This is a genomic window from Bradyrhizobium sp. SZCCHNRI3052, from assembly GCF_032484895.1.
Taxonomy (GTDB): Bacteria; Pseudomonadota; Alphaproteobacteria; order Rhizobiales; family Xanthobacteraceae; genus Bradyrhizobium.
On the sequence record NZ_JAUETW010000003.1, the window covers coordinates 155,825 to 173,016 of the forward strand.

15 protein-coding genes are annotated in these 17,192 nt (G+C 65.4%); 10 read left to right on the forward strand and 5 right to left on the reverse strand.

All coding sequences use genetic code 11. From position 1 onward, the window contains the following. Positions 1–57 precede the first annotated feature (57 nt). On the forward strand, positions 58–2,001 hold the full coding sequence (locus QW887_RS11195; protein WP_315715690.1) for an alkyl/aryl-sulfatase: 1,944 nt from the start codon (positions 58–60) through the stop codon (positions 1,999–2,001). Positions 2,002–2,047: 46 nt separating this feature from the next. Here QW887_RS11195 and QW887_RS11200 read toward each other — a convergent pair whose 3' ends face one another. Beyond that, positions 2,048–3,118, reverse strand: coding sequence for a glycosyltransferase family 4 protein (locus tag QW887_RS11200; protein ID WP_315715691.1), 1,071 nt, complete (start codon positions 3,116–3,118; stop codon positions 2,048–2,050). A 291-nt stretch (positions 3,119–3,409) separates the two neighbouring features. Here QW887_RS11200 and QW887_RS11205 point away from each other — a divergent pair, with 291 nt between their 5' ends. The 4 genes from QW887_RS11205 (at position 3,410) to QW887_RS11220 (ending at position 9,375) form a co-directional block, all read left to right on the forward strand. Next, on the forward strand, positions 3,410–5,173 hold the full coding sequence (locus tag QW887_RS11205; RefSeq protein ID WP_316164324.1) for an ABC transporter ATP-binding protein: 1,764 nt from the start codon (positions 3,410–3,412) through the stop codon (positions 5,171–5,173). Positions 5,174–5,245: 72 nt separating this feature from the next. After that, positions 5,246–7,447, forward strand: a complete 2,202-nt coding sequence (locus QW887_RS11210) for an amylo-alpha-1,6-glucosidase (protein WP_316164325.1) — start codon at positions 5,246–5,248, stop codon at positions 7,445–7,447. After that, the gene (locus QW887_RS11215) at positions 7,444–7,953 is read left to right on the forward strand and encodes a PRC-barrel domain-containing protein (protein WP_316174691.1); all 510 of its coding nucleotides are present in this window, start codon (positions 7,444–7,446) and stop codon (positions 7,951–7,953) included. The genes QW887_RS11210 and QW887_RS11215 overlap by 4 nt, the downstream gene beginning before the upstream one ends. A gap of 96 nt (positions 7,954–8,049) precedes the next feature. Further along, on the forward strand, positions 8,050–9,375 hold the full coding sequence (locus tag QW887_RS11220; RefSeq protein ID WP_315715696.1) for an MFS transporter: 1,326 nt from the start codon (positions 8,050–8,052) through the stop codon (positions 9,373–9,375). A gap of 14 nt (positions 9,376–9,389) precedes the next feature. Here QW887_RS11220 and QW887_RS11225 read toward each other — a convergent pair whose 3' ends face one another. The 4 genes from QW887_RS11225 to fixL all read right to left on the reverse strand — a co-directional run bounded on the left by QW887_RS11225 (position 9,390) and on the right by fixL (position 12,821). After that, a complete protein-coding gene (locus QW887_RS11225; protein WP_315715816.1) occupies positions 9,390–10,094 on the reverse strand; it encodes a helix-turn-helix domain-containing protein in 705 nt (234 codons plus the stop codon). A 111-nt stretch (positions 10,095–10,205) separates the two neighbouring features. Then, entirely contained in the window at positions 10,206–10,610 is a 405-nt protein-coding gene (locus tag QW887_RS11230; RefSeq protein ID WP_315715697.1) for a response regulator, read from the reverse strand. Positions 10,611–10,687: 77 nt separating this feature from the next. Next, the gene (gene fixJ, locus QW887_RS11235) at positions 10,688–11,305 is read right to left on the reverse strand and encodes a response regulator FixJ (protein WP_315715698.1); all 618 of its coding nucleotides are present in this window, start codon (positions 11,303–11,305) and stop codon (positions 10,688–10,690) included. After that, positions 11,298–12,821, reverse strand: a complete 1,524-nt coding sequence (gene fixL, locus QW887_RS11240; RefSeq protein ID WP_410052266.1) for a sensor protein FixL — start codon at positions 12,819–12,821, stop codon at positions 11,298–11,300. The genes fixJ and fixL overlap by 8 nt, the downstream gene beginning before the upstream one ends. 271 nt (positions 12,822–13,092) lie before the next feature. On the opposite strand from fixL, the gene QW887_RS11245 reads away from it, so the two are divergent. The 5 genes from QW887_RS11245 (at position 13,093) to QW887_RS11265 (ending at position 17,188) form a co-directional block, all read left to right on the forward strand. Then, entirely contained in the window at positions 13,093–13,926 is an 834-nt protein-coding gene (locus QW887_RS11245) for a universal stress protein (RefSeq protein ID WP_316170622.1), read from the forward strand. Between the two features lie 37 nt (positions 13,927–13,963). Further along, on the forward strand, positions 13,964–14,389 hold the full coding sequence (locus tag QW887_RS11250) for an HPP family protein (RefSeq protein ID WP_315715700.1): 426 nt from the start codon (positions 13,964–13,966) through the stop codon (positions 14,387–14,389). A 225-nt stretch (positions 14,390–14,614) separates the two neighbouring features. Then, positions 14,615–16,261, forward strand: a complete 1,647-nt coding sequence (gene ccoN / locus QW887_RS11255; protein ID WP_315715701.1) for a cytochrome-c oxidase, cbb3-type subunit I — start codon at positions 14,615–14,617, stop codon at positions 16,259–16,261. Between the two features lie 10 nt (positions 16,262–16,271). Further along, the gene (ccoO, locus tag QW887_RS11260; RefSeq protein ID WP_316194537.1) at positions 16,272–17,006 is read left to right on the forward strand and encodes a cytochrome-c oxidase, cbb3-type subunit II; all 735 of its coding nucleotides are present in this window, start codon (positions 16,272–16,274) and stop codon (positions 17,004–17,006) included. 17 nt (positions 17,007–17,023) lie between these two features. Beyond that, positions 17,024–17,188 carry a cbb3-type cytochrome c oxidase subunit 3 gene (locus QW887_RS11265; RefSeq protein ID WP_315715702.1) on the forward strand — a complete coding sequence of 55 codons (165 nt, stop codon included), beginning with the start codon at positions 17,024–17,026 and terminating at the stop codon, positions 17,186–17,188. Positions 17,189–17,192: the final 4 nt, after the last annotated feature.

A 17,192-nucleotide genomic window follows, 5' to 3' on the forward strand; every position in this document is an offset into this window, starting at 1 on the left:
GCGCTCCGCGATCCCGCGCACTAGCATCGTGCCAACGTCGTTGCGGAGGAAACAGTCATGAGCGCGCCGGTCAGCGGAGATGGCACCAAGGATCCGAAGGAGGCCAGCGCGGCCGTGAGCGCAGCGCAGCAGGCCGTGCTGGAGGCGCTGCCGTTCGGCGACACCGCCGATTTCGATGATGCCGCCCGCGGCTTTCTCGGCACGATCGATCAGGCCAAGGTGACGACGGCGCAGGGGCGCACCGTCTGGAGCCTCGCGCCTTACCACTTCCTTGACGCGGAGCAGGCGCCGCCGACCGTCAATCCCAGCCTGTGGCGGCAGGCGAAGCTCAACATGCATCACGGCCTGTTCGAGGTCGTGCCCGGCGTCTACCAGGTGCGTGGGCTCGACATCGCCAACATGACGCTGATCGAGGGGGACACCGGCGTGATCGTGGTCGACACGCTGACCTCGATCGAGGGCGCGCAGGCCGCATTGGAGCTGTACTACCAGCACCGCGGCGTCAGGCCGGTCACGGCGGTGATGTTCACGCATACCCACACCGATCATTGGGGCGGCGCGCGCGGCGTGGTCGACGACGACGCGATGGCCAGCGGCCGCGTGCCGCTGATCGCGCCGAACCTGTTCATCGAGCATGCGGTCTCCGAGAACATCATCGCCGGCCCTGCGATGCTGCGCCGGGCGCAATATCAGTTCGGGCCGCTGCTCGCGAAGGGGCCGAAGGGCCATGTCGATTGTGGGCTCGGCAAGACCATGGCGGCGGGAGCCGTTGCGCTGCTGCGGCCGACCGACCTGATCATGGCGACCGGGGACACCCGGGTCATCGACGGTCTCACCTTCGAATTCCAGATGGCGCCGAACAGCGAGGCGCCGGCGGAGATGCATTTCTTCGTGCCGCGCTATCGCCTGTTGAACCTCGCCGAGAACTGCACGCACAACTTCCACAACCTGCTGCCGTTTCGCGGCGCCGACGTGCGCGACGCGCTGGCGTGGTCGAAATATCTCAGCGAGGCGCTGCAACTGTGGGGCGGCAAGGCGGAGGTGATGTGCGGCCAGCATCATTGGCCGATATGGGGCGCGAGCCGTGTCGACGGCATGATCCGCGAACAGCGCGATCTCTACAAATTTGCCCACGACCAGACCGTGCGGCTGATGAATCATGGCCTGACCGCAAGTGAGATCGCCGAGCAGATCAGGCTGCCCCGGAGCCTCGAAGGGGCATGGCATGCGCGCGGCTATTACGGCCACATCCGCCACAACGTGAAGGCGATCTACCAGAAATATCTCGGCTGGTATGATGCCAATCCCGTCAATCTCGATCCGCTGCCGCCGGTCGAGGCCGGCCGGAAATACGTCGCCTATATGGGCGGGACAGAGGCGCTGCTGGCGCGGGCGCGCGCGGACTTTGCCAACGGCGAATACCGCTTCGTCGCGCAGGTCGTGGGTCATCTCGTCTTCGCCGAGCCAGACAATGCCGAGGCGCGCGCGCTGCTGGCCGACACGCTGGAGCAGCTCGGCTATGCCGCCGAGAGCGCGACCTGGCGCAATGCCTATCTGTTCGGCGCGCAAGAGCTGCGCCAGGGTATGCCGGAGGTTCCGGCCCGGCCCGGCCTGCCGCGCGAGACGCTGGCGGCGCTGCGCACCGAGCAGCTATGGGACGTGCTCGGGGTCAGGCTGAACGGGCCCAAGGCGGAAGGCAAGCATATCGTGCTGAACTGGACGTTCACCGACACCGGCGAGCGCTTCGTGCTCACCTTGCAGAATTGTGCGCTGACCTATGCGGTCGGCGTGCAGGCGTCGACCGCCGATGCGGGGTTCACGCTGGCGCGTTCGACGCTCGATGCGGTCATTGCCAAGGCCACGAGCTTTCCGGAAGCGGTCGCGGCCGGGAAGATCAGCTTCGCGGGCAATCCGATGCGGCTGGCCGAGCTGATGTCGCTGATGGACGAGTTCCCGCGCATGTTCGAGATCGTCGAGCCGAAGCGGGCTGCCGTCACCTGAGATGAGGCGGAGGCCGGGCTCGCCGAACTTGCCCGGCCTCCTCATGCTACTCGGCGCTGCTGACCAGCCGGATGCGCGGCGCAGCGATGTCGATCAGGCGGCGATAGGCCGCGAGATAGTCGAGCGCCATCCGGCGCGCGGTGAAGCGTCGCTCGAACTGCGCGCGCACGCGGGCGCGGCTCAGCTCGGGCAGGCGACTGACGGCCGCTACCGCGCTGAGCTCGTCCTCGACGATGAAGCCGGTCACACCGTCGTCGATCACTTCGGGAACCGAGCCGCGGTTGTAGGCGATCACGGGCGTGCCGCAGGCCATCGATTCGATCATCACCAGGCCGAACGGCTCCGGCCAATCGATCGGCAACAGCAGGCCGAGCGCGCCGGACAGGAACTCCGGCTTCTCGTGATCGCTGATCTCGCCGATGAACTCGACGAGCGGATTGCCGTGAATCAAGGGACGGATCGTCTGCTCATAATAGTCTTGGTCGGCGCGATCGATCTTGGCCGCGATCTTCAGCGGAATCCCGCAGCGCATCGCGATCTTGATGGCACGGTCGACACCCTTTTCCGGGGCGATGCGTCCGAGCACGGCGAGATAGCTCGGCGTCACCGGCCTGGGCACCAGGAGCGTTGCGGGCAGTCCATGCAGCACGGTGCGCACCCAGTTCGCATTCGGAACCGGCCGGCGCTGCGAGTCCGAGATCGAAACGACGGGAACATCCTTGAAGACCGAGAACACCGGCTGGTGCTCCGGAAGATCGAGCCTGCCGTGCAAGGTGGTCAGGAACGGTGTGGGTTGCCGGTGGAACAGGGAGAACGGGTAGTAGTCGAGGTGGAAGTGCAGAATGTCGAACTGTTCGTCGTCGCATTGCTGCCGCACGTTTTCGAGCATCACCATGTGCAGCGCGTTCGGATCCCTCACCGAGCCGTCGAGGCGCAGAGCTTTTGGCCATGTCGGAGAGAGCTTCGCCGAGGTCTGAGAATCTCCGCTGGCGAACAGGGTGACGTCGTGTCCGAGGGCAACGAGTTCTTCGGTCAACCAATGGACGACCCGCTCAGTGCCGCCGTAGAGCTTCGGAGGCACGGCCTCCGTCAATGGAGCTATTTGCGCAATGCGCATCTCATCGTCTCCTGTTCGTGACCGATCATGGATGAATCCCCAATGGCACCGGCACTGCCACAGCGGGAACGTTGTCGCATGTGCGAAGTTCCATTCACGCGATCACTCTTTCTTCGACACAACGTGTTCCGTGCCGTCTCATTGATGCCATCCCCGCTCTCCAACGCTGCTGCCGCGGCATCGTCGGAGGGCAGGTTTGCGCCGCGAAGGCGCACGGAACCCGAGAAACCGTTCGTCGTTCATCTGGCCGCATCAGGTGTCGCCACGACCTCGCTCATCAACGGGAAGACCATGGATCAGCTTTCTGGCTACGCGCACCGCCCCTTTCCCTTCGTGATGCGCTATCTGCGCAAGCGCCCCACCGCCCACCTCGTGATTCTGATGGCCGTCATCGGTGCGGTTGCCTGTTCGGTAGGCACGCAATATGGCGTGAAATCCCTCGTCGACAGCCTCTCGGCAGGGCCTGCGGGCGGCGGCAACGTCTGGGCCGCGTTCGTGCTGCTGATGGCGCTGATCGCGACCGACAACATTCTTTGGCGTGTCGCCAGCTGGATCGCGAGCTTCACCTTCGTCCGTGTCACCGGAGATCTCCGGCGCGACATCTTCCGTCATCTCACCGGGCATTCGCCGAGCTATTTCGGCGACCGTTTGCCCGGCATGCTGTCGAGCCGCATCACGGCGACGTCGAACGCCGTGTTCACCGTGGAGAACATGTTCGTCTGGAACGTCTTGCCGCCATGCCTCGCCACCGTCGCGGCGATCTGCCTGATCGGAACCGTGAGCGGCCCGATGGCCATCGGCCTGCTGCTGATCGCGGCGATGATGGTGGCGGCGATGTTCCGTCTGGCGGCCGCCGGCAAGCCGCTGCATGACGATTTCGCCGACAAGGCGGCCATGGTCGACGGCGAGATGGTCGACGTGATCTCGAACATGCCGCTGGTGCGCGCGTTCTGCGGCCTGCGCCACGAGCACGACCGGTTCGACGCGACGGTCGACAGGGAGTTGGAGGCACGCGGGCGCAGTCTCCGCTACCTCGAAAAGCTGCGCATTCTGCACGCGACGGTGACGATCGTGCTGACGATCGCGCTCATGGCGTGGGCGATCTCGCTGTGGCAGCGGGGCGGGGCGACGACCGGCGACGTCGTGCTGGTCTGCACGCTCGGCCTCTGCATTCTCAACGCGACGCGGGATCTGGCGGTGGCGCTGGTCGATGTCACCCAGCACGTGGCGCGCATGAGCGAGGCGATCGCGACCCTGCTGCAGCCGCACGAGCTGCGCGATGACCCGCAGGCCGAGCCGCTGGTCAAGAGCGGTGCGGCCATCGCCTTCGACAACATCACCTTCCACTATCCTGGCGGTCACAAGCTGTTCGAGAATTTCACGCTGCGCCTGCAGCCAGGCCAGCGCGTGGGCCTGGTTGGGCAGTCCGGCGGCGGCAAGTCGAGCCTGTTCACGCTGCTGCAACGGTTCTATGATCCGCAAGCCGGGCACATCAGGATCGACGGCCAGGACATCGCCAAGGTCACCCAGCAGAGCCTGCGCGAGGCGATCTCGGTGGTTCCGCAGGACATCTCGCTGTTTCATCGCTCCATTCTGGAGAATATTCGCTACGGACGTCCGAGTGCGACCGACGACGAGGTGTTGCGGGCGGCGATCGCGGCGCGCTGCGACTTCGTCGAGACGCTGCCGGAAGGATTGCAGACGATGGTCGGGGATCGCGGCGTCAAGCTGTCGGGCGGGCAGCGCCAGCGCATCGCGATCGCGCGCGCCTTCCTCAAGGATGCGCCGATCCTTCTGCTCGACGAGGCCACCGCCGCGCTCGACAGCGAGTCCGAGGAGGCCATCCGTGAGGCGTTGAGTCGTCTGATGCGCGGCCGCACCGTCATCGCGATCGCGCATCGCCTTGCGACCTTGCGGAACTTTGACCGCGTGGTGGTGCTGAGATCGGGCAGGATCATCGAGGACGGCGCGCCTGACCGGCTGATGCAGGACGAGGGCCCGTATCGTGAGCTCGTCACCCAGGAGATGAACCGGCTCGCCAAGTTCGCCGCCTGATCGTAGCGTCGGGTCGCGTCGAGAATGTGCACTCTCGGTTGTCTGGGCACTTCAACATCGCATGAGGCCAACATGTCCGCCGAAGTCGCAAGCACACTGTCGTTGATCACCCAGACGGACGAGCCTGCCGAGCAGCCGTTCTATATTCCCATGACGGGGCCGGCGTCCCGGCCGCGGCGCTCGCTCAAGCACGACGATACGTTCATCGTCCTCGACGGCCATGGCGACATCGGCGCCTCGGCCGGCGGACCGGACGGTCTCTTCAACGCCGATACGCGCTATCTCGCGCGGCTCGAATTGACGCTGGACGACGTTCAGCCCCTGCTGCTCGGCTCGAGCCTGCGCGACGACAACTCCGCGCTGACCGTCGATCTCACCAATCCCGACATCTACAGCCAGGGCCGCCTGGTGCTGCCGAAGGATATGCTGCACATCGTGCGCACGATCTTTCTCTGGCATGGCACGGCCTATCAGCGCATCGGGCTGCAGAACCATGGCGATCGCCATGCCAGCTTCGATCTCAAGCTGACATTCGACAATGATTTTGCCGACCTTTTCGAGGTGCGAGGCACCGTGCGGCCGCGGCGCGGCATCGGCTCGAGCCGGCTGGTGGAACCGTCCGAGGTGGTCCTGCACTATCGCGGCCTGGACAATGTCCTGCGCACCACCGACGTGAGCTTCGATCCGCGTCCGACGCATCTCACCGTCAATGTCGCAACCTATCATTTCGACCTTGCCCCGCAGGAATCGGCCTCGCTGTTCGTGGCCGTGATGTGCAACGCCAAGGCCGGCGAGCGGCCCCGGCCCTTCTTCCGCAGCCTGCTCGCCCATCGCCGAGAGATGCGCCGATGCACCGTTGGCGCCGCCAGCATCGAGACCTCCAACGACATCCTCAACGAGGTGCTGTGCCAGGCAGCGGCCGATCTGAACATCCTGATGACGGATACGCCGGAGGGGCGTTATCCCTATGCCGGCATTCCCTGGTATTCGACCACATTCGGTCGCGACGGGCTGATCACCGCGATGCAGATGCTGTGGGTCGATCCGCGCATTGCCCGCGGCGTCCTGCGCCGGCTCGCCGTGCATCAGGCGCGCACGACCGATCCGCTGTCCGATGCCGAGCCCGGCAAGATCCTGCACGAGATGCGCGGCGGCGAGATGGCGGCGCTGCGTGAGGTGCCGTTCGGCTGCTATTATGGCAGCGTCGATTCCACGCCGCTGTTCGTGCTGCTCGCCGGGCTCTATATCGAGCGCACCGGCGACATCGACACCCTGAGGGAGCTATGGCCGGCGATCGAGCTGGCGTTGCGCTGGATCGACGGCCCCGGCGATCCCGATCGCGATGGCTTCGTGGAATATCAGCGCGCCTCCGAGCAGGGTCTCGCCAACCAGGGCTGGAAGGACTCCTACGACGCGGTGTTCCATGCCGATGGACGTCTCGCGGAAGGTTACATCGCGCTTGCGGAGGTGCAGGGCTATGTGTTTGCCGGCAAGCAGCTGGCGGCGCGTTGCGCCCGCCGGCTCGGCAAGGCCGAGATGGCGGACCGGCTCCAGGCCGAGGCCGCTGATCTCGCGGAACGGTTCGAGGACGCCTTCTGGTGCGAGGATCTGAACACCTATGCGCTCGCGCTCGACGGCCACAAGCAGCCCTGCCGCGTCCGGACGTCCAACGCCGGGCAGCTGCTGTTCAGCGGCATGGTACGCGAGGATCGCGCCCGCAAGCTTGCCGCCGAACTGCTGCGGCCGCATTTCTTCTCGGGCTGGGGCATCCGCACCGTCGCCTGCGGCGAAGCGCGCTACAATCCGATGTCCTATCACGACGGATCGATCTGGCCGCACGACAACGCGCTGATTGCGCTGGGCCTGTCGCGCTATGGCCTCAAGCATGCGGTCGAGCAGGTGTTCGGCGGCCTGTTCGAAGCCGCGTCCTACATGGATCTGCGCCGGCTGCCGGAGCTGTTCTGCGGCTTCCGGCGCGAAAAGCATCGCGGCCCGACGCTCTATCCGGTGGCCTGCGCGCCGCAGGCCTGGGCCAGCGCGACGCCGTTCACCTTGCTCGAGGCGGCGCTCGGGCTCGAGTTCGACGCCGCGCGCGGCGAGATCCGTCTGCGCAATCCGCGGCTGCCCGCCTTCCTGGACTGGGTGGTGCTGCGCGATCTCAGGCTCGGCAGCTCGACGATCGACCTGCGCATTCGCCGCCATGGCGAGGACATCTCCATGGAGGTGCTGCGGCGGCGCGGTCAGATCCAGGTCTCGCTGGTGCTGGCGCAATGATGGCGTTGAAACCCACTCTCCACCGAGCTGCTTGCGGCTGTCTCGTCACGCTGCCGTTGCTCATCGGTCCGTATGTCGGCGACGGGCATGCGCAGCAGCCGTCGCCGGCACCGCCTGCCAAGGATGCCGCGGCGCCCGCGAAGGAGCCGGCACCGCCGCCCTCGGTCACCATCCTCGGCGCGCGCGATGCGCATGGCGTGCTCGGTCGCGACGTGCGCAGCTCGACCGGCGAGGACATGGGCCACATCGTCGACGTCATCGTCGATTCCACCGGCACGGTGCGAGCCGCGGTGATCGATTTCGGCGGCTTCCTCGGTGTCGGCAGCCGCAAGATCGTGGTCGACTGGACCGCGCTCGACTTCAAGCACATCGCCGAGAAGAGCGACCAGGTCACGCTCGACCTCACCAAGGAGCAGGTGAAGGCCGCGCCCGAATACAAGGAGGACAAGGCCGTCGTCGTGCTCGGCGCGTCCGGCAAGCTGTCACCCTGGGATTTCGATCATTGAGTTGATGTGTGCGATTGCCGGTCCGGCCTGCGCGTGCAGCGGAACACGGTGGGGATGTTCTGTCCCGTCAGCCTCATGAGTTGAGATGTGAGAGCCATGCCGATTGCACGGCCGTCGAGATCGCCTGACCGGGAGCCCGAGCCTGACCGCGCGGCAGAGGCGGGCGCGCGTCCGGATGCCGGGCAGGATCATGGCCAGTCGACTGCGAGACCGGCGCCGTCGCGGCAGAGCCTGCGCGGGCTGGACTGGTTCATCTTCTTCCTGGCCGACGTGCAGACCGGCTTCGGTCCCTTCATCGCGGTCTATCTGACGACGCAGAAATGGACGCAGGCCCAGATCGGCCTAGTGCTGTCGATCGGCGGCATCGTCGGGCTGATCGGGCAGATGCCGGGCGGCGCGATCATCGATGCGGCCAGATCCGAGCGCCGCGTCGCCGGTCTTGCCATCGCGACCATCGGCTGCTGCGCGCTGGCCTATGCCGCTTGGCCGATCTTTCCCGTGGTCGCGGGTGCCGCGACGTTGCATGCGGCGGCGAGCTGCGTGCTGGGCCCTGCGATCGCGGCGATCAGCCTCGGCCTGGTCGGGCCGCGCGGCATGGCGGAGCGGCTCGGCCGCAATGCGCGGTTCGCGTCGCTCGGCAATGGCGTGGCTGCGGCCGTGATGGGCACCTGCGGCTATCTGCTGTCCAGCCGCGCCGTGTTCCTGGTCACCTTCATTCTCGCCTTTCCGACGCTGATCGCGTTGTCGCGCATCCGCGAGCGCGAGATCGACGTCGCGCGGGCGCACGGCCGGGCCCATCACGAGGACAAGGAGGTCGCGCGGCTGTCGAATCTGCTCGGCCTGCTGCGCCAGCGCGCGCTGCTCGTGTTCGCGCTCGGCGTGTTCCTGCTGCAGCTCGCCAATGCGGCGATGCTGCCGCTGATGGCCGGCGTGGTGACGACGAAATCGAGCGAATGGGCGCCGATGCTGATCGCGTTCTGCATCGTGGTGCCGCAGGCGATCGTGGCGCTGACCTCGCCCTCGGTCGGCGCGGTCGCGCAGCAATGGGGCCGCAGGCCGCTGCTGATGCTGGGGTTTGCCGCGCTCGCGATGCGCGGCGCGCTGTTCGCGGTCGTGCACGATCCCTACGTGCTAGTGGCGGTGCAGATCTTCGACGGCGTCACGGCGGCCGTGTTCGCCGTCATGATTCCGCTGACGGTGGCCGACGTCGCCTTCGGCAGCGGGCATTTCAATCTGGCGCAGGGAATCGTCGGGACGGCGTCCGGGATCGGCGGATCGCTGTCCACCGTCGTCGCCGGCTTCGCCAGCGACCGTTACGGCAGCGCCACCGCCTTCATGGGTCTGTCAGGCGTGGCGCTGACGGGTCTTCTCTTGATCGCGCTGCTGATGCCGGAGACCGGGCAGCGCGAGCGCAGGGCGTGAACGGGCAGGGCCGCTCAGGCGTCCATGCTGCGCAGGCGCTGACGGTTGCGCAGCACGATCTGGCGGGCACCGGAGAAGCCGAGAACGCCCTGGCTGTGCAACTGCGACAGCGCGCGCGACACGGTCTCCAGGGTCAGGCCGAGATAGTCGCCGATATCGCGGCGGCACATCGGCAGCGCCATCATGCCGGCGACGGCGAGGCGGCGGTCCATCTCGAGCAGGAAGGTCGCGACGCGCTCCATCGCAGTCTTGCGTCCCAGCAGCAGCATGTGGTCCTCGGCATGGCGGAGATCGCCGGCCGTCATGGTCCAGAGCTTGCGGGCGACCGCGACGTCGACGCCTGCTGCCTGTTCGAGGCTGCGGCGCTTCACCAGGCGCACGGTGGTATCGATGATGGCCTCGGCGGCGAGGCGATGCATGGAGCCGAATTCGAGGCCGAAAACGTCACCGGGAAGATGGAAGGCGCCGATCTGGCGGCGGCCGTCGGAGAGCAGCTTGTAGCTGCGAACCGCGCCGGAGATCACCTGGTAGACGTACTCGGCCGGCTCGTCCTCGCCATAGATCTCCTCGTCCTTCTTGTAGGAGAACTCGCTGGCGATGAGCCCGGCATGGCCGGTGATCTCGGCAAAGGGATTGGCGGCAGGAGAGACGACAGGAGAGGGGACGGCGTGGGGGGCGTTGGTGCTGACGACCGAATTGGTAATCGACTGATTGAGCATGACCATCTCCTTGCGGCGGATGGCGATGTGGTACACGGCGGCTCCCGTTAAGGACATTTCGGCCGTTATCTTAAGGGGGGTTCCTTACGTAGATATACGTAGCCGGCCCGCTCAGGAGACGCGCTGGGCGGTACCCGAATGGTCGTTGGCGATCGCCTTGCGGATCCGCTTCACCAGATTGTCGTCGAGCAGCGGCTTGAGCAGGAAATCCTGGATCCCGACGGCCGCCGCGCGCGCCGCAAGCCGGTCATCGTAGTGCCCCGTGATCAGCACCACCGGCGCGGTCGCCCCCTGCTTGCGCAACCGTTCGGCGAGCTCGACGCCGTTGATCTCCGGCATCTTGTAGTCGACCACGAAGCAGTCGACGGGCGCGTGGTCCGAGGCCTTGAGCAGCGCGGTGCCGCTGCGAAACGTGCGCACGTCGAAGCCATCGGCCTCCAGCAGGAAGCGCAGCGAGCCGAGGACGTCAGCATCGTCGTCGGCTACGTAGACCGTAGGTTTTGTGTGAGCCGACATCGCACGTGCCGCGAGAATGTGATGTTGAACCGAGGCGCAAGATAACACTCGATTCTGTCAAGGTAGCTTGATCTAGCTCAATCCTTCAGCGCGCCTGCGCGCATCGCCAGACGCACCAGCTCGGAGAGGCTGTTCGCTCCCATCTTGGTCATCACGTTGGCCCTGTAGACCTCGATGGTGCGCGGACTGATGTCGTATTCGCGCGCGATCAGCTTGTTGGAGAGACCGGCCATCAGTCCATCCATCACCTGGCGCTCACGGGGGCTCAGGCTGGCGACGCGCGCCAGGATGTCCTGCGTGACCGATTCGTTCTTCGCGGCCGGCTCGGCCTGCTGGATGGCCGTTTCGATCATGGCGACCAGTCGCTCGTCCTCGAACGGCTTCTCCAGAAAATCGACCGCGCCGAGCTTCATCGCCTCGACCGCGAGCGGCACGTCGCCATGGCCGGTCATCACCAGGATCGGAAAGCTGCTGCCGGCGGCCTTCATGCGCTTGAGCAGCTCGATGCCGTCGATGCCGGGCATCCGCACGTCCGAGACGACGCAGCCGAAAGGGAGCATCGGCAGTCGGCCGAGAAAGACCTCCGCGTTCTCGAACAGCGTGACGTCAAAGCCTGATGAATCGAGCAGGAAGTTGAGCGAATCCCGCATCGCCTCGTCGTCGTCGATCACATAGACCTTGGCCCGTTCAGCCATCGTGCTCAACCTTGGTGGAGGCCGCGGGCAGGGTGAAGCGGAACGTCGCGCCTCCCGCTTCGTTGTTCTCGGCCCACATGCGCCCGCCATGGGCCTCGATGATGGACCGGCTGATCGAGAGGCCGACTCCCATTCCGGTGTCCTTGGTGGTGAAGAAGGTCTTGAAGAGATTGGGCATGACGTCGTCGTGGAATCCCGTTCCGGTGTCGGATACCGAGACCTCGATCAAGTCGTCGCTGAGTCTGCAATTTGTCGCACTGAGCTCGCGGCGTTCGGAATGAGACATCGCCTCGAGTCCATTGCGGAACAGATTGACCAGGACCTGCTGGATCTGGACCCGGTCGGCGAGCACGAGATCGGCCTCCGGATTGAGTTGGAAGCGCAACTGGACGTTCTGCTCGCGGGCGCCGGAAAGGCCGAGGGCGCCGGCTTCCTCGATCAGCTTCGACAGGCTCTCGACCCGCTTCTCCGATTCGCCGCGCGAGACGAAATCGCGCAGACGGCGGATGATCTGGCCGGCGCGAATCGCCTGCTCGGCGGCGCGGTCCATCGCGCTCTCGATCTTGGGCGTGTTCGGATCACTGCTGCCGGCCAGCAGCCGGCGCGAGCCTTTCATGTAATTGCTGATCGCGGCGAGCGGCTGGTTGAGCTCATGCGCCAGCGCCGAGGCCATCTCGCCCATGGCGCTGAGGCGCGACACGTGGACCAGTTCCGACTGCAGTTCCCGCAGCCGTGCCTGGGTCTGCTGGTGCTCGGTGAGATCATGGGCGAAGCCGGTGAAATAGGGCTTGCCGCCGGACTGCATCTCGCCGATCGACAGATGCATCGGGAATGTCGTGCCGTCGCGGCGGCGGCCGGTCACGATGCGGCCGATGCCGATGATGCGGCGCTCGCGGCTGGCATGGTAGCGGGTGAGGTAGCCGGCATGGCGCGAGCGGTCCGGCTCGGGCATCAATTCGCTGACGTCAAGGCCGACCGCTTCTGCCTCGGTGAGGCCGAACATCCGCTCCGCCGCGGAGCTGAAGAACTGGATGGTGCCGCTGCCGTCGATCACGATCATCGCGTCCGGCACGGTGTCCAGGATCGAGCGGAAATGCTGCTCGCGCAGCCGCAGCGTCTCCTCCAGCCGCTTCTCCTGGTCGATGTCGAGGGCGATGCCGCGCAGATGGTGCGGCGCGCCGGCCTCGTCGGGGACCACGCCGGCAAGCACGCGAATCCAGTGGCCGCCGCCGGACACCCTGAACGACATGTCGAACCCGGTGCTCCGATGGCGCGAATCCTCGATCGCCGCCTCGACCGGCGCGCGATCCTCGGGCGCGAGCAGCGCCAGGAAGGACCCGTAGGTCACCGGCTGATCGGCCGCCACGCCGAACAGCTTCCGCGTCGTCACCGACCAGTAGAACTCGCCCGAGGCCAGATCGAGATCCCACGCGCCGAAGCCCAGCCTCCGAGCGTCCTCGGGAGCGTCGTCGAGCCTGGCGGATGCATCCGGGAAGGGGTGGGTGAAGTCGCGCAATTCGAGGCCTTTGATCGATTCGCCGTTGTCCGATTCGCCGTTGCCGCCGCGGCCGGGAGGCCGACCACCGCGGTATCCTATACCAGATTGCGCCCCTGCAACCCGGCCCGACTTAAACTTTGGTTCGACAATTCAAGGCTTTCTCCGATCCTGGGCCGGGTTCCAACGGTGTCCTGCCGCCCGTGCTCCACCGCCGCACCTTGATCTATCTCATCACGGCAGGTGATTTCACCTCTAAGAGCTGCATGGAAGCAATGTTTGGAGAGGCGGGATGACGTTCGCGACTGTCATGGTGAGCCTTGCGCTCAGTCAGCCGAATGAGGCCCGCCTTCAGGTCGCGGCCGACTTGGCGGCGCGCTTTGACGCAGGTGTCATCGGCGTGGCGGCCGCGGAATTCGCGCCGCCGCTGTATTTCACGACCGGCGAGCAGGCGCAGGATCTGATCGAGCAGGGTGAGGCCGCGCTGCGGAATCGACTGGCCGAGCTCGAGCAGCAGTTCCGCACCGCAGTGGGTGACCGGGCTGCGTCGTTGAGCTGGCGCAGCGCCGTGGATTTCCCCGCGCGCTACGTGCTGGCGCAGGCCCGTGCCGCCGACATTCTCGTCACCGGCGGCGTGCCGCCCGGGGTGTCCGATGCGTTCGCGGTCGCCAATCCCAAGGATCTCGTCATGCAGGCCGGGCGCCCGCTGCTCGTGGTGCCGGACAACGCCAGTTCGCTCGATCTCGGGACCGTGCTGGTGGCCTGGAAGGAGACACCGGAGGCGCGCCGCGCTTTGACCGATGCTCTGCCGCTGCTCGCCAAGGCGAGCGGCGTCGTGGTCGCCGAGATCCCGGAGACCGCCTCGGAATATGACGCCTGCGCGGCGCGTCTTGCGGACGTCGTCGCATGGCTCGGCCGTCACAAGATCGTCGCATCGGCGCGCGTCGCGGAACCGGGGCAGGGGCGCAACGTTGCGGCTACGCTCGACGCCGTCGCCGCCGATGTTTCGGCCGGTCTCGTCGTGGCGGGCGCCTATGGCCATTCCCGATTCCGCGAGCTCGTGCTCGGCGGGGTCACCGAGCATCTGATGACGCGCAGCGAGCGTTGCGTTCTGCTGTCGCACTGAAATTCGACCCGCTCCATTCGAGAACAGGATTGCCGCCTTGTACAGATTTCTCGAGGAAACCGCCGGCAACTACATGACGCGGAACGTCACGACCGTGACCCGGGAGACGACGATCCGCGAGCTCGGCGAGATGTTCGACCGCGACGATTTCAACACCTACCCCGTCGTCGAGAACGACGAGGTGATCGGCATCGTCACCAAGTTCGACGTGCTGAAATGCTTTGCCTTCACGCCGAATCAGATGCTGCCGCGCTACAGCGACCTGATGAACCGGACGGTCGCCGACGTGATGACGTCCGAGTTCATCTACGTCCGGCCGGATACGAAGCTGACGCGCGTGCTGCAGCTGATGGTCGAGCATCGCATCCGCAGCCTTCCCGTGACCGATGCCGACAACCGCGTGGTCGGGATCGTCGCCCGCGAGGACATCGTGCGAGCGCTGGCGGCTGCCGCCAAGGATTGAGCGCGGCGCGCTGAGTCCGAAGCCTGCTACGAACGTCTAATGACGGCCGGCATGCATCGCTGCATGCCGGCCGTCGCCGTGTCTGCGAGCGAAACCGCGTCGGGCCGCGTCGTCGTGCAACACTCCGCCTGTTTACCGGCGAACTGGTCGCAAAGTTGATTTCGATCAATTCCACGTGTGAACGATTGTGGTTGCTGGGCTCGTGTTCTTTCAGCGAGATTCCGCATGAGCGCGTCCTCATCCACAAAATCCATGACCATCGGCGAAAGTGGCTTGTCGCTCACTTTTGCCGTCACCGCCTTCCTGTGCGTCTTCGCTGCGGCGAAGGCACTGGATACGGCCTTCGCGTTCCACGCCTCGCTCGCGGCTGCCGCCAGCGCGGCGTCCGTCTTCTTCATCCTCAACCGCTACTTCGAGCGCCGCGAGCTGCCTCCGCAGGAGATCAATGGTCGGCCGAACTACAATCTCGGTCCGATCAAGTTCGCCTCGTTCATGTCGATGTTCTGGGGCATCGCCGGCTTCACGGTCGGCCTCATCATCGCCTCGCAACTGGCCTGGCCCGCGCTGAACTTCGACCTGCCATGGACCAGCTTCGGCCGCCTGCGGCCGCTGCATACCTCGGCGGTGATCTTCGCCTTCGGCGGCAACGTGCTGCTGGCGACGTCGTTCTACGTCGTGCAGCGGACCTGCCGCGTGCGTCTCGCCGGTGATCTCGCGCCCTGGTTCGTGGTGATCGGCTACAACTTCTTCATCCTGATCGCGGGCACGGGCTATCTGCTCGGTGTCACCGAGGGCAAGGAGTACGCCGAGCCCGAATGGTACTCGGATCTTTGGCTGACGATCGTCTGGGTGGTCTACCTGCTGGTCTTCCTGACGACGATCATCAAGCGCAAGGAGCCGCACATCTTCGTGGCGAACTGGTTCTATCTTGCCTTCATCGTCACGATCGCGGTTCTGCACCTCGGCAACAATCCGGCGCTTCCGGTGTCGCTGTTCGGCTCCAAGTCCTACATCGCCTGGGGTGGCGTGCAGGATGCGATGTTCCAGTGGTGGTACGGCCACAACGCGGTCGGCTTCTTCCTGACCGCCGGCTTCCTGGCCATCATGTACTACTTCATCCCGAAGCGGGCTGAGCGTCCGATCTACTCGTATCGGCTGTCGATCATCCACTTCTGGGCGCTGATCTTCCTCTACATCTGGGCCGGCCCGCACCATCTGCACTATACGGCGCTGCCGGACTGGACGCAGACCCTGGGCATGACCTTCTCGATCATGCTGTGGATGCCCTCCTGGGGCGGCATGATCAACGGCCTGATGACCCTGTCGGGAGCGTGGGACAAGCTGCGGACGGACCCCGTGCTGCGCATGCTGGTCGTCTCGGTCGCCTTCTACGGCATGTCGACCTTCGAAGGTCCGATGATGTCGATCAAGGTGGTCAACTCGCTCAGCCACTACACCGACTGGACCATCGGTCACGTGCACTCCGGTGCGCTCGGCTGGGTCGGCTTCGTCTCCTTCGGCGCGCTGTACTGCCTGGTGCCGTGGATCTGGAACCGCAAGGGTCTCTATAGCCTCAAGCTCGTGAACTGGCACTTCTGGACGGCCACGCTGGGCATCGTGCTCTACATCTCCGCGATGTGGGTCTCGGGCATCCTGCAGGGTCTGATGTGGCGGTCCTACACGGCGCTCGGCTTCCTCGAATACTCGTTCATCGAGACCGTCGAGGCGATGCACCCCTTCTACATCATCCGTGCCGCTGGTGGCGCACTGTTCCTGATCGGCTCACTCATCATGGCCTACAATCTCTGGATGACGGTCCGTGTCGGTGAGGAAGAAGTTCAGTCGCCCGTCGCCCTTCAGCCGGCGGAGTGAGGTATCAACCATGTCTTTCTGGCAACGACACCAAGTCTTCGAGAAGAACTCGATCATCCTGGTCATCGGCATCCTGCTGGTGATCGCGATCGGCGGCCTCGTCGAGATCACTCCGCTCTTCTACCTGAAGAGCACGATCGAGGCGGTCGACGGCGTGCGTCCCTATACGCCGCTCGAGCTGGCCGGCCGCAACATCTACGTCCGCGAGGGCTGCTATCTCTGCCATTCGCAGATGGTTCGTCCGCTGCGCGACGAAGTGGAACGCTACGGCCACTTCTCGCTCGCCGCGGAGAGCATGTACGACCATCCGTTCCAGTGGGGCTCCAAGCGTACGGGTCCTGACCTCGCCCGCGTCGGCAACAAGTACTCCGACGACTGGCATATCACCCACCTGACCAACCCGCGCGCCATCGTCCCGCAATCGATCATGCCCGGCTATCCCTTCCTGAAGGAGACCGAGCTGAACGCCGACAACGTCGCCGATCACCTGAAGACGCTGCGGGCGGTGGGTGTGCCCTACACCGACGACCAGATCGCCAACGCCGCCGCCGACCTCAAGGCGCAGGTCGATCCGGACGGTGCCGGTGCCGAGGCGCTCACCAAACGCTATCCGAAGGCGGTGGTGCGCAACTTCGACGGCAAGGCGGGTGCGCCGACCGAGATGGATGCGCTGGTAGCGTATCTGCAAATGCTCGGCACCTTGGTCGACTTCAAGATCTACAACGAAAAAGCCAATCTGCGCTGAGATCAGAGGCGAACATCATGAAGCCCATCATTGCAGTCGAAAACATCGCGTCGTCACTCGTGACGACGCTGTGGACCCCGATCTTCGTCGCGATCTTCATCGCGATCGTGACCTATGCCCTCTGGCCTCGCAACAAGGCCGCTTTCGACGAGGCGGCGAGCATGCCGTTGCGGGAGGATTGATTCA